This is a genomic window from Janthinobacterium sp. GW456P, assembly GCF_002127655.1.
GTDB lineage: Bacteria > Pseudomonadota > Gammaproteobacteria > Burkholderiales > Burkholderiaceae_D > Janthinobacterium.
Genome location: NZ_NEHB01000038.1, coordinates 24,932 through 37,519 on the forward strand (window position 1 = coordinate 24,932; position 12,588 = coordinate 37,519).

13 protein-coding genes are annotated in these 12,588 nt (G+C 63.6%); 8 read left to right on the forward strand and 5 right to left on the reverse strand.

What is annotated here, in order from left to right:
- The first annotated feature begins 41 nt into the window (after nt 1-41).
- Nucleotides 42-1,217 carry a tetratricopeptide repeat protein gene (locus CBW66_RS25325; RefSeq protein WP_086140123.1) on the forward strand — a complete coding sequence of 392 codons (1,176 nt, stop codon included), beginning with the start codon at nt 42-44 and terminating at the stop codon, nt 1,215-1,217.
- Here CBW66_RS25325 and hemW read toward each other — a convergent pair.
- The 3 genes from hemW to rph all read right to left on the reverse strand — a co-directional run bounded on the left by hemW (nt 1,214) and on the right by rph (nt 3,936).
- Nucleotides 1,214-2,488, reverse strand: a complete 1,275-nt coding sequence (hemW, locus tag CBW66_RS25330; RefSeq protein WP_086140124.1) for a radical SAM family heme chaperone HemW — start codon at nt 2,486-2,488, stop codon at nt 1,214-1,216. The two genes, CBW66_RS25325 and hemW, sit on opposite strands and share 4 nt — an antisense overlap.
- A complete protein-coding gene (gene rdgB / locus CBW66_RS25335) occupies nt 2,485-3,069 on the reverse strand; it encodes an RdgB/HAM1 family non-canonical purine NTP pyrophosphatase (protein ID WP_086140125.1) in 585 nt (194 codons plus the stop codon). Before rdgB ends, hemW begins: the two co-directional genes overlap by 4 nt.
- A 138-nt stretch (nt 3,070-3,207) precedes the next feature.
- Nucleotides 3,208-3,936 carry a ribonuclease PH gene (gene rph, locus CBW66_RS25340; RefSeq protein ID WP_086140126.1) on the reverse strand — a complete coding sequence of 243 codons (729 nt, stop codon included), beginning with the start codon at nt 3,934-3,936 and terminating at the stop codon, nt 3,208-3,210.
- Nucleotides 3,937-4,237: 301 nt separating this feature from the next.
- Here rph and CBW66_RS25345 point away from each other — a divergent pair, with 301 nt between their 5' ends.
- Nucleotides 4,238-5,128, forward strand: a complete 891-nt coding sequence (locus tag CBW66_RS25345; RefSeq protein ID WP_070222388.1) for a YicC/YloC family endoribonuclease — start codon at nt 4,238-4,240, stop codon at nt 5,126-5,128.
- Nucleotides 5,129-5,138: 10 nt separating this feature from the next.
- On the opposite strand, the gene CBW66_RS25350 is transcribed toward CBW66_RS25345, so the two are convergent.
- Nucleotides 5,139-5,549 carry a DoxX family protein gene (locus tag CBW66_RS25350; RefSeq protein WP_086140127.1) on the reverse strand — a complete coding sequence of 137 codons (411 nt, stop codon included), beginning with the start codon at nt 5,547-5,549 and terminating at the stop codon, nt 5,139-5,141.
- A gap of 211 nt (nt 5,550-5,760) precedes the next feature.
- Here CBW66_RS25350 and gmk point away from each other — a divergent pair, with 211 nt between their 5' ends.
- From gmk to CBW66_RS25365, 3 genes are all read left to right on the forward strand, one after another.
- On the forward strand, nt 5,761-6,399 hold the full coding sequence (gmk, locus tag CBW66_RS25355; protein ID WP_080753685.1) for a guanylate kinase: 639 nt from the start codon (nt 5,761-5,763) through the stop codon (nt 6,397-6,399).
- A gap of 60 nt (nt 6,400-6,459) precedes the next feature.
- Entirely contained in the window at nt 6,460-6,663 is a 204-nt protein-coding gene (gene rpoZ, locus CBW66_RS25360) for a DNA-directed RNA polymerase subunit omega (RefSeq protein WP_010400723.1), read from the forward strand.
- A gap of 82 nt (nt 6,664-6,745) precedes the next feature.
- A complete protein-coding gene (locus tag CBW66_RS25365; protein WP_086140128.1) occupies nt 6,746-9,022 on the forward strand; it encodes a bifunctional (p)ppGpp synthetase/guanosine-3',5'-bis(diphosphate) 3'-pyrophosphohydrolase in 2,277 nt (758 codons plus the stop codon).
- Nucleotides 9,023-9,078: 56 nt separating this feature from the next.
- On the opposite strand, the gene greB is transcribed toward CBW66_RS25365, so the two are convergent.
- Nucleotides 9,079-9,645 (reverse strand): transcription elongation factor GreB, encoded by a 567-nt coding sequence (gene greB / locus CBW66_RS25370; protein WP_086140129.1) that lies wholly within the window; start codon nt 9,643-9,645, stop codon nt 9,079-9,081.
- 114 nt (nt 9,646-9,759) lie between these two features.
- On the opposite strand from greB, the gene CBW66_RS25375 reads away from it, so the two are divergent.
- From CBW66_RS25375 to CBW66_RS25385, 3 genes are read left to right on the forward strand one after another with little or no spacing between them, the layout of a single operon-like run.
- Nucleotides 9,760-10,347 carry a hypothetical protein gene (locus tag CBW66_RS25375; protein WP_086140130.1) on the forward strand — a complete coding sequence of 196 codons (588 nt, stop codon included), beginning with the start codon at nt 9,760-9,762 and terminating at the stop codon, nt 10,345-10,347.
- A gap of 17 nt (nt 10,348-10,364) precedes the next feature.
- Nucleotides 10,365-11,867 carry a sensor histidine kinase gene (locus CBW66_RS25380; protein ID WP_230492067.1) on the forward strand — a complete coding sequence of 501 codons (1,503 nt, stop codon included), beginning with the start codon at nt 10,365-10,367 and terminating at the stop codon, nt 11,865-11,867.
- Between the two features lie 30 nt (nt 11,868-11,897).
- Entirely contained in the window at nt 11,898-12,545 is a 648-nt protein-coding gene (locus CBW66_RS25385; RefSeq protein WP_086140131.1) for a response regulator transcription factor, read from the forward strand.
- Nucleotides 12,546-12,588 lie beyond the last annotated feature (43 nt).

Here is a 12,588-nt window from a genome sequence, read left to right on the forward strand (position 1 = left end):
CCACCGCGACATGAGACAGCCGGCGCCTCCAGGGAAAGACCATGCGCCCCTATCTTATTTTCGCCTCTTGCTTCCAGCGCCTGGGAGCCGCCCTGCTCTGCGGCGCTTTGGCGGCCTGCAGCGTAGCACCGCCCGCCAGCCTGCCCCCCATCTTCAACGACAGCGATTTCGCGCCGGCCGCCGCCATCGACGCCAGCCAGGTCTTTGCCATCGACGAGACCATGCGCCAGTATGTGCGCACGCAAGTGCGGCGCGAAGCGCGCAACAAGAATGACCGCGCGGCCCTGTATGACGCCCTGTACGACAAGAGCAGGCTGAAACTCGAGTACGATGCGGCCATGACCCGCAATGCGCGCGAAACGTTCGCCGCGCGTCAGGGCAACTGCCTGTCGCTGGTGATCATGACGGCGGCGCTGGCACATGAAATGGGCTTGCAGGTGCGCTACCAGGAGGTGCTCGGTGAAGAAAGCTGGAGCCGCAGCGGCGACATGTATTTTGTCGCCGGCCACGTCAACCTGGTACTGGGCCAGCGGCTGGACGACAAATCCGGCAAGTACGATGCCAAGGGCATGATGGTGATCGATTTCCTGCCGTCCGCGGAGATGGGCGGCTACCGCACGCGAGAACTCGACGAAGCGACCGTGCTCGCCATGTACATGAACAACCGCGCCGCCGAAACCATGAGCGAGGGCCAGCTGAACCAGGCGTACTGGTGGGCCCGGGCAGCGCTGCTGCAAGACCCCTCGTTCAGCGGCGCCTACAACACCCTGGGCGTGATCCAGTTCCGCCATGGCGACCTGGCGCAAGCGCGGCGTACTTTCACCCATGCGCTGACGCGCGCGCCGGACAACACGGTGCTGCTGTCGAACCTGGCGCAGGTGCTGGAAGCGTCGGGCCTGCCCGATGAAGCGCTGCCGCTGCGCCGGCGCCTGCTGGCGCTGCAGCCGCAGCCGCCTTTCCACTACTTCAACCTGGGCAAGGCCGCCATGCAGCAAAACGATTACGTGCGGGCGATACAGCTGTTTTCACGTGAAATCGCGCGCGACCCGTACTACCACGAATTTCACTTCTGGCTGGCGCAAGCCTATGCGCGCCTGGGCCAGATGGAGCAGGCCGGCAAGCAGCTGGAACTGGCGATGGACAACAGCACCACGCGCAGCGACCATACTCTGTATGCGGCCAAGCTGCAGCGCCTGCGCGCCGTCACCACGCATTAATCTTCCAGAAACATCTGCTGCAGGTCGTTCAGGAAGCACAATCCCCGTTCCGTCGGGCGGATGACTTGATGGTCGCGATACAGCAAGCCTTTCGCTTCGGCCGCATTCAGCGGCCGCTCGATGGCGTTGAAGGCCAGGCCCGTGCGCTCGGCGAACAGGTTCGGCGCAAAGCCCTGCGTCAGGCGCAGGGTATTCAACATGAATTCGAAGCCCATTTCCTCGCGCGCCAATTCGCGCTCTTCCTGCACCGGATTACCGGACAGTACCGCGTCCATGTAGGCGCGCGGCTGCTTGTAGCGGGCCTGGCGCAGCACGCGGTGCGGGAACGAAATCTTCGAGTGCGCGCCCGCGCCGATGCCCAGATAATCGCCAAATTCCCAGTAATTGCGGTTGTGGCGCGCCTGGCGGCCGCTCTGCGCATAGGCCGACACTTCGTAGCGGCCATAGCCGGCCTGCGCCGCACGCGCGGCCACCATGTCGGCGATGTCGGCGCTCTCGTCGTCGTCCGGCAGCGCGGGCGGATACTTGGCGAACAAGGTGTTCGGTTCCAGGGTCAGGTGGTACAGCGACAGGTGCGGCGGCGCGAACGACAGCGCCGTTTCCAGGTCCTGCCGCGCCTCGTCCAGCGTCTGCGTGGGCAGCGCGTACATCAGGTCGAGGTTGAAATTGTCGAAGTTGGCATGCGCGATCTCCACCGCGCGGCGCGCCTCGTTGTCGTCATGGATGCGCCCCAGCGCCTGCAAATGGCGCCCATTGAAACTCTGGATGCCGACCGACAGCCGGTTGATGCCGCTGGCCCGGTAGGACTTGAATTTTTCCGCTTCAAAGGTGCCCGGATTGGCTTCCATGGTGATTTCGCAATCGGGCTCCAGGGGCAGCAAGGTGCGCACATCGGACATCAGCCGGTCCAGCCCTGCCGCCGACATCAGGCTGGGCGTGCCGCCGCCGATGAAGATGGTGTGGATCTTGCGGCCCCAGATCAGCGGCAGCGCCATCTCCAGGTCCAGCCGCAGCGCGGCCAGGTATTCGGCTTCCGGCAGGTCGCCGCGCACCTCGTGCGAATTGAAGTCGCAATACGGGCATTTTTTCACGCACCACGGAAAGTGGATGTACAGCGACAGCGGCGGCAGCGCCGTCAGGTTCAGCGCGCCCGGCTGCAGGTACTTCAGGGCCGCCCCGGCCGCGCCGGAAATACCCTCCTGCGGAGCGGGCCTGGCTGCCGGCTTCTCGGCCGATTTGGCAACGGCGCCCACCAGTTTGATCGGGATCATCGCAGCTTTTCCACCAGCGCGCGCAGGGCCTGGCCGCGGTGCGACAGCGCGTTCTTTTCAACGGACGTCAGTTCGGCCGCACACTTGCCCAGCGCGGGAATGAAGAAATGCGGATCGTAGCCGAAGCCGCCGTTGCCGCGTGGCGTGGCGATCATCTCGCCGTTCCAGCGGCCGTCGGCGATCACCGGCTGCGGGTCGTCCGCATGGCGCACATACACCAGCACGCAATAGTAATACGCGGACTTGTCGGCATGCGCCTCGAGGTCGGCGATCAGCCTGGCGCTGTTGGCCGCATCCGATTTCGGCTCGCCCGCATAGCGGGCCGAGTACACGCCGGGCGCGCCGCCGAGCGCATTGACGCACACGCCCGAATCGTCGGCCAGCGCCGGCAAGCCCGTCAGGCGCGATGCATGGCGCGCCTTTTGCAGGGCGTTTTCAACGAAGGTGTGGAACGGTTCGTCGCTTTCCGGCACATCGTATTCGCCCTGGGCGTGGACGGAAAAACCGATGGTCGAGAGCAGCTCGTTGAATTCCTTGAGCTTGCCGGCGTTGTTGGAGGCGAGGATGAGGCGTTGGGTCATGTCAGTAGTCCGGTTGAAGTGCCGACATTGTAAACCTTTTGCGCTCCCCTCACCCTGGCCTGCCGCTGCCGAAAAAAACGGCAGACGTGGGTTTTTTGCCCGGCGCGGCGGGCGATGAGATGTAAATCTATGTAAAGATTACAGGCCGAGCGCTTGCTTTTGCAGGGCGATCAGGTCGGCGATGCCGCCCTGCGCCAGGTCCAGCAGGCGGTTCATGCCGGCGCGGTCGAAGGCGGCGCCTTCGGCCGTGCCCTGCACTTCGATGAAGTGGCCCGCTTCCGTCATCACCACATTCATGTCCGTGTCGCAGCCCGAGTCTTCCACGTAGTCGAGGTCCAGCACCGGCATGCCCTGGTAGACGCCCACCGAGATGGCGGCGACAAAGCTTTTCACGGGGATGGCGGCGATCGCGCCGCGCGCCTGCAGCTGGGAAAACGCGTCATACGCGGCCACCATGGCGCCCGTGATCGAGGCCGTGCGCGTGCCGCCGTCGGCCTGGATCACGTCGCAATCGAGGTGCAGGGTGCGTTCGCCGAACGCCTGCAAATCGAAGGCGGCGCGCAGCGAGCGGCCGATCAGGCGCTGGATTTCCTGCGTGCGGCCCGACTGCTTGCCGCGCGCCGCTTCGCGGTCCATGCGCGTGTGCGTCGAGCGCGGCAGCATGCCGTATTCAGCCGTCAGCCAGCCCTGGCCCTTGCCCTTCAGGAAACCCGGCACCTTGTCTTCGATGCTGGCGGTGCAGATGACCTTGGTGTCGCCGCACTCGATCAGCACCGACCCTTCGGCATGCTTGGTGTACTGGCGGGTGATGCGGATGGCGCGCAGCGCGTCGACGGCGCGGCCGCTCGGGCGGGATTCGAATGTCATGGAGTGTCCTGTGTGATTGGGGTTGCGGCAGCGATTCTACCACCGCGCGCCCGTCCATTTGCAGCCATGCAACAGCGCAGGGCGCAATGGCGGGCGGCGCACACATGATCCCTACAATCCTGCCCCGCCAAACACAATTTTCTTTACAATGCCGTAAAACGCACACTATTCAGCAATTTTCAGGCCATCGGGCACTTCGGTCCTGTTTCGCGGCGCGGGCGGTATTGCCTGTGCCGGCTGATTAAGTGTATAAGTGACTGTATACAAGATCAAATCGGGGAATCCTTTGAGCATTTCAAGCATGACAGGCTACGCGGTTGCCACCAGCGAAGGTGCTGCAGGCACACTGACAATTGAAATCAAGAGCGTCAACTCACGCTTTCTCGACCTGCAATTCCGGATCAACGACGATCTGCGGGCCCTGGAACCTGACTTGCGCGCCGCCGTCATGTCCGCCATCACGCGCGGCAAAGTCGAGGTACGCCTGAGCTTTGGCCGCAAGGCCGCGACCGCCGGCACGCAGGCGCTGAACGTGCCCCTGCTGACCGAACTGGCGCGCCTGCAAAACGAAGTGGGCCAGCATTTTGTCTCCGCCCCCGTCATGACGGTGGCCGAACTGCTGCGCTGGCCTGGCGTCATCGAAGAAGCGCAAGTGGGGCAGGAATCCTTGCAGGCGGACGTGGGCGCGCTGACCAAGCGCACCGTGGCCGCCTTCGTCGACAGCCGCAAGCGCGAAGGGGCGGCGCTCGAAGCGGTGCTGGTGTCGCGCATCGAAGCGATGGAAGCCATCGTCAAGCGCATCACGCCCTTGATTCCGCAAGTGGTGGCGGCCTTCCAGCAAAAAGCCATCGAGCGCATGCAGGATGCGCTGGGCCTGGCCAGCCAGGGCTCGAATTCAGCCCTGTCGCGCCAGGACGCCATGGAGCGCATCCGCCAGGAAGTCATTTTGTACGGCATCCGCATCGACGTCTCGGAAGAACTGGCGCGCCTGTCGGCCCACCTGGGCGAAACGCGCCATATCCTCACCAAGGGCGGGCAAGTGGGCAAGCGCCTCGACTTCATGATGCAGGAACTCAACCGCGAAGCCAATACGCTGGGCGCCAAGGCGTCCGTCAAGGAACTGGCCGACGCCTCGATGGACCTGAAGCTGCTGATCGAGCAGATGCGCGAACAGGTGCAGAACCTGGAATAATCGCCCCGCCTCAGGCCGGGCGCGCCGCGGCGCGCCCCTGGTCGCTGGCGGCGATGACGACGCAGGCGACGAACAGCACGATGCTGTACTCCACGCCGCCGGCGCCATGCTCGCCCACGAACCAGCCCTTGGCCGCATGCACGATGACGATGCCGCCAAGGCAGATCGCCATCAGGCCGGCCGCCGCCCAGCGCATGTATTTGCCGGCGATGAGCAAACTGCCGCAAACGATCTCGACGACGGTAATCGCCCACACCACGGCCAGGCCGTAAATAAATCCCTTGTCTTCCAGAAAACCGGCAAAGCGGGGAATGGTGCCGTTGGCGATGCGCGTGATGGCGTGCGCCATGAACATCACGGCGATGGCCACGCGCAGCAACAGCATGGCCTGGGCAATACTGAGAAACGGGAAATTTTTCATGCACGCATCCTGTCGATAAAATAGTTATCAAGAAAAAAGCATTCCAAATTAGATAACTATTTCTTCAGGATAACAAGCAAAATATGCGCAAGCGCGGCGGCGAGGCGCATCGCGGGGCTGGCTCGCCGCCTTGCCTCTTGGTAAAATACCGAATTGGGCGGCGCCCATGCAAGCGCACACGCCGCCATCACACGCATATGGAAAGATCCGCATGAGCCACCCTACCGCCTTCTCCGGCAGCCTGTTCGTGGTCGCCGCGCCATCGGGCGCCGGCAAATCGACACTGGTCAATGCATTGCTGGCGCAAGAGCCCGGCATCAAATTGTCGATCTCGACCACCACGCGCGCCCCGCGTCCGGGCGAGCAGCATGGCCGCGAATACTATTTCACGACGGCGGAAGACTTTGTCGCGCGCGCCGACCAGGGCGAATTCCTGGAATGGGCGGAAGTGCACGGCAATTACTACGGCACTTCGCGCATCATGGTGGAACAGCAAATGGCCGCCGGCACCGATATCTTGCTGGAAATCGACTGGCAGGGCGCGCGCCAGGTGCGCAAGCAATTCCCCCGCGCGGCCGGCATTTTCATCCTGCCGCCATCGATCGATGCGCTGGAAGAACGCTTGAACAAGCGCGGCCAGGACGAGCCGCACGTGATCACGCGCCGCCTGCTGGCGGCCGGCGGCGAAATCGCACACGCTCCCGAGTTCGAGTATGTTATTATCAATGAAGAGTTTACGGTCGCTTTGTCCGAACTGAGCGCGATCGTGAGAGCGGCCCGTTGCCGGTTTGCGCAACAAGCGGCCCGCAACGCATCGCTATTCGCCCAGCTGGGCCTGCACGCGGAATAAACGCCGCCACCGCACGCCAGTTCATACACAGCACCACGCAAAACAATTTTAGGAGTTACCATGGCCCGTATCACAATCGAAGATTGCCTGAAGCAGATCCCTAACCGTTTCCAGCTGACCCTGGCCGCAACCTACCGCGCCCGTCAGTTGTTGCAAGGCCACACCCCAAAGGTGGAAGCCAAGGACAAGCCTACCGTCGTCGCACTGCGCGAAATCGCTGCCGGTAAAGTCGGCATCGAGATGCTGAAAAAGGTCCCGATGTAATTCGGAACCCGCGTGCCGGAACAGTGCTGACCCCTGGTTCTACCGTATCCTTTATTCACACTGTGAAGCAACGCGACGTTTTATGAGTCTGACCCCAGCCGACACGACTTCCGCAGCACTGCCGCCCCTGGCCCCGCGCCAGGCGGCAAAATCGCAGGGCGCTTCCGCGTCCGGCGTCGGCACGCCCGCCAACGGCGGCGCAGCGCCGGCACCCGCCCTGGGCGTGGCCTCCGTCAGCCACCTGGCCGACAAACTGGCCGAATACCTGTCTCCCGCCGACCTGAAAAAAGTCAAGGAAGCGTACCGCTTCTCCGACGAAATGCACCTGGGCCAGATGCGCCGCTCGGGCGAGCCGTATATCTCGCATCCGATCGCCGTCGCCGAAATCTGCGCCGACTGGAAGCTCGACGCGCAAGCCATCATGGCCGCCTTGCTGCATGACGTCATGGAAGACCAGGACGTCAAGAAGGAAGAATTGATCGAGCGCTTCGGCGCACCGGTGGCGCACCTGGTCGACGGCCTGTCGAAGCTGGAAAAGATCGAATTCCAGACGCAGATCGAAGCGCAGGCGGAAAACTTCCGCAAGATGCTGCTGGCCATGGCGTCCGACGTGCGCGTGATCCTGATCAAACTGGCCGACCGCCTGCACAATATGCGCACCTTGGACTTCATGACGGCGGCGAAAAAACGCCGCATCGCCAGCGAGACCATGGAAGTGTACGTGCCGATCGCGCACCGCCTCGGCCTGAACAACATCTACCATGAGCTGCAGGACCTGTCGTTCTCGCACCTGTATCCGATGCGCTACCGCACCCTGGCGAAAGCCGTCAAGGCGGCGCGCGGCAACCGGCGCGAAGTGGTCAACAAGATCATGGAAGCGGTGAAAAGCACCTTGTCCATGGCCGAGCTCGAAGCCGACGTCACAGGCCGCGAAAAGACCCTGTACGACATCTATAAAAAGATGCGCAGCAAGCATTTGTCGTTCTCGCAAGTGCTGGACGTGTACGGTTTCCGCGTGGTGGTGGGCAGCTTTGCCGACTGCTACGTGACCCTGGGCACCCTGCACAGCCTGTACAAGCCCATGCCGGGCAAGTTCAAGGATTACATCGCGATCCGCAAGCTGAACGGCTACCAGTCGCTGCACACGACCGTCATCGGCCCCTACGGCACGCCCGTCGAATTCCAGATCCGCACGCAGGAAATGCACCGCACGGCCGAATCGGGCGTGGCGGCGCATTGGCTCTACAAGAGCGGCGAATCGAACCCGTCCGACTTGCAGCAGCGCACGCATGCCTGGCTGCAATCCTTGCTCGACATCCAGCAGCAGACGGGCGACTCGGCCGAATTCCTCGAACACGTCAAGGTCGACCTGTTCCCCGATTCCGTCTACGTGTTTACGCCGAAGTCGAAGATCATCGCCCTGCCGCGCGGCGCCACGGCCATCGACTTCGCCTATTCGATCCACACGGGCATCGGCGACCAGACCGTGGCCGTCAAGATCAACAACGAAACCTCGCCCCTGCGCACCGAGCTGCACAATGGCGACATCGTCGAGATCATCACCGATTCCTCGTCGCGCCCCAGCCCCACGTGGCTGTCGTTCGTGCGCACCGGCAAGGCCCGTTCGGCCATCCGCCACCATTTGCGCACGATCAACCTGCCAGAATCGATCGCCCTGGGCCAGCAACTGCTGTCGCAGGCGCTGCACACCCTGAACATCGACGCCGACCTGCCGGCGCCATTGGTCGAACGCCTGCTCAACGAATCGAGCGCCAATTCCATGGACGAGCTGTACGCGGACATCGGCATCGGCAAGCGCATGGCCACCCTGGTGGCGCGCCACATTTTTGGTTTGATCGGCGGCGAAGCGGCCAGCATGCCGGTGGAACACAATAGCGGCAGCGAGCTCGACCCCGTCACCATTTGCGGCAGCGAAGGCGTCTCGGTGCAACTGGCGCCCTGCTGCTTGCCGATTCCGGGCGACCAGATCATCGGCCAGCTGCGCCGCGACCAGGGCTTGCTGGTGCACACGAGCGACTGCTCGCAAGCGAAACGCCAGCGCGCCAAGGAACCGGACCGCTGGATCGCCGTGCGCTGGGGAACCGAACTGAACCGCCGCTTCGACTGCCGCATCAAGGTGCTGATCAACAGCGAACGGGGCATCCTGGCCCGCGTGGCGGCCGAGATCGGCGAATCGGACGCCAACATCATCTATGTCGGCATGGACGAAGACAAGGACAACGTGCTCGACCAGCTGCGCTTCACCGTGCAAGTCAAGGACCGTGTCCACCTGGCCGCCCTGCTGCGCAATGTGCGCCGCGTGGCCGGCGTCAACCGCATCTTGCGCGAGCGTAATTAAAAAAACGGCTGGCCAGACTCTCTGCCCAGCCGTTTTTTTATACCGCTCACATCACTTCAAGCTTCCCCCGGCGCCGGATACGTCACTTCCAGCAATTCCAGTTCCTGCTCGCCCAGCGGCGTGTTGAGGGTGACCACGTCGCCTTCGCGTGCCTTGGTGATGGTGCGGGCCATGGGGGAGACCCAGCTGATCTTGCCGTTCAGGGGGTCGAATTCGTCGATGCCGACGATGGTGATGGTGTGCGTTTCGCCATCCTCCGTGCGGTATTTGACGGTGGCGCCGAAGAACACCTGGTCGTTGCCATGGTGCACGCTGGGGTCGACGATGGCGGCCAGGTCCATGCGCTTGGTGAGAAAGCGGATGCGGCGGTCGATTTCGCGCAGCCGGCGCTTGCCGTAGATATAGTCGCCATTTTCCGAACGGTCGCCATTCGACGCCGCCCAATGGACGATGCGCACCACTTCCGGACGGTCGACGTCGATCAGCTGCAGCAGTTCATCCTTGATGCGCTGGTAGCCGGCCGGCGTGATGTAGTTCTTGGCGCCGGCGGGAATGGCCAGCGCCAGCGCGGCCGCTTCTTCATCGTCGTCGTTGTCCGATTCTTTTACAAAGGCTTTATTCATCCGTCTATTGTAGCCCCGCCAGGAAGCCATGGGCACACGGGATGCGGGGGCAAACGGGCTTTTTTGACGTATCATCGTGGCAATCGCGGCAAACGTGGCCGCACACGGAGACGGATGAAAAAATTCTACAGAGCCAGGCGCTGGCTGTTCGCGCCGCTGGTCTACCTGGCCGCCATCTGCCTGCTGATCGAGGAATGGCTGTGGGCGACGGGCGCGCGCATCATGCAGGTGGTGTCGCAATTCCCGCCCCTGCATGCGCTCGAAGCGTGGATCAAGCGCCTGCCGCCGTACTGGGCGCTGGCCATCTTCGTGCTGCCGGCCGTGCTGCTGTTTCCCGTCAAGCTGCTGGCCCTGCTGGCGATCGCGCGCGGCCATGCGTTTTCCGGCATCGGCGTGATCGTCATCGCCAAGCTGGGCGGGGCCGCCGCCGTCGCGCGCCTGTATTCGCTGACGCGCCCAACCCTGCTCAGTTTGCCGTGGTTTGCGCGCTGGCATGGCCTGTTTATGGAAACCAAGGACCGTTGGATCGCCCGCCTGCGCGCCACGCGCCCGTGGCGCCGTGTCAGCCGCCTGTCGGCCGCGCTGGGCCGCGCCCGCCGCGCCTGGTGGCAACGCTTGCGCAAGGGCACGCCAGGGCGCCATAATTCCCGCCCAGCAAGAGTGCTGCGCCGCTTCGCCGCCTTCTGGCGCGCCCGCCGCTGATGAAGAAAGGCAACTCCATGCACGACACTCCCCGGCTGGCCCCCGCCCTGCGCGCGGCGGCGCCGGAAATCTACCTGTACGACGCTGCCAGCTTGCAATTGCTGGACGCCAACGATGCCGCCTGCGACAACCTGCAGTATGCGCGCAAGGAATTGCTGGCGATGACGCCCTTCACCCTGGCGCCGCAGCTCGACGCGCAGCAGCTGGCGGCCGTGCTGGCCACCCTCGACGACAGCATCGGCGCGCAAGCCCGGCTGCACGTGCAGCAACGGCGCCGCGACGGCAGCCTGTATTCGCTCAGCCTGCACCTGTCGCGCGCCCAGCGCCAGGGGCGTGCCCTGCTGCTGGCCGAGGGCGAAGACTTGCGTACGCCGCAGGCGACGGCCGCCGCCCTGGCGCAGGTGCAGTCGCGCTTCAACGCCATCGTCTCGAATACGCCGGGCCTGGTGTATCAGTTCTGCCTGCATGCGGATGGGCGGGCCTCCTTTGCCTACCTGAGCGATGGCTGCCAGGCCCTGCTGGGTCTGAGTCCGGCACTGCTGCATGCGCGCCCGGAACTGTTCTACCAGCTGATCCTGGCCGACGACCGCGCCTCGTACCTGGAATCGATGCAAGCCTCAAAAAGCGCCTTGTGGAGCTGGAACTGGGAAGGCCGCATCTGGATCGATGCCTGGAAGGACGTCAAATGGATCAACCTGCGCTCGACGCCGCGCGCGCTGGCCGACGGCACGGTGCAGTGGGAAGGCATCATGACGAATATCACGGAAAGCCGGCTGGAACAGATCGAAGTACGCCAGTCGCGCGCGCGCCTGGCCGAGCTGACGGCGCATATCGACAAGGTCAAGGAACATGAACGCACGCGCCTGGCGCGCGAATTGCACGATGACCTGGGCGGCAATCTGACGGCGATCAAGATGGCGCTGGCCATGCTGGCGCGCCGCCTGCCGCCGGACGACCCGCAGTTGCAGGAAAAGGCCGACTATGTCGATGCCCTGGTCGACCGCAGCATCGATGCCGTGCACCGCATTTCGCTGGACTTGCGCCCCTCCATGCTGGACCTGGGCCTGGTCGCCGCGCTGGACTGGCAAGTCAAGGAATTCGCGCGCCAGGCCGGCATCGAATGCCAGTTCATTTCCAACCGCCAGCATATCGACCTGGAGCTGGACCAGGCGACCAGCCTGTTCCGCATCGCCCAGGAGGCGCTGACGAATATCGCCAAGCATGCGCAGGCAAGCAAGGTCAGCGTGCGCCTGGCCCGGCAGCGCCAGCATATCAGCCTGACCATCGCCGACAATGGCGTCGGCATGCGCCTGTCCGACCGCGCCAAGCCGCAGTCGTTCGGCATCCGCGGCATGGCCGAACGGGCCAGCGCGCTGGGCGGCAGCCTGAGCCTGATGGATGGACCGGACGGCGGCACCATGCTGAGCATAAAAATCCGTCTGACCACCCCGCGAGAGGCGATAATAGCGGCTGCAGCCAGTGCGCCCGCGCACAGCGGGCCGCCGCCAGACGCGGCCTAGTGGGTGAATTAGATAGGAAACAATGCAGTTATGAAAGAAAAAGCCACCATCCGGGTATTCATCGCCGACGATCACGCGATCGTGCGCGAAGGCTTGAAGCAAATCCTCGCCGACACGAAGGACATCGTCGTGGCCGGCGAGGCTGAAAATGGCCACGACGCCATCAAACTGTTCCGCGGCTCGAAATGCCAGGTGTTGTTGCTTGACATCTCACTGCCCGACCGCAGCGGCATCGAGGTACTCAAGCAGATCAAGAAGGAAAAGCCGGAACTGGCCGTGCTGATGCTCTCCATGCACCGCGAAGACCAATACGCCATCCGCTCGCTCAAGGCGGGCGCCGCCGGCTACCTGACGAAACAGAGCGCGCCGCGCGAGCTGGTCACGGCCATCCGGCAAGTGGCGCAAGGCTTGAAATACATCAGCGCCTCGCTGGCGCAGGAACTGGCCAACACGGTGGGCGAAGACCACGAAACGGCCTTGCACGACACCTTGTCGGACCGCGAGTACCAGACCCTGGTCATGATTGCCTCGGGCAAGGCGGTGGGCGCCATCGCCGAAGAGCTCAAATTGTCCGTGAAAACCGTCAGCGAATACCGCGCCCGCCTGCTGGTCAAGATGAAACTCAAGAATAGTGCGGAACTGACACATTACGCCATCCGCAACCAGCTGGTGGATTGACGGCAAAGCGGCATGCCCGCTGGCATCGGGCGAATTGACAGGA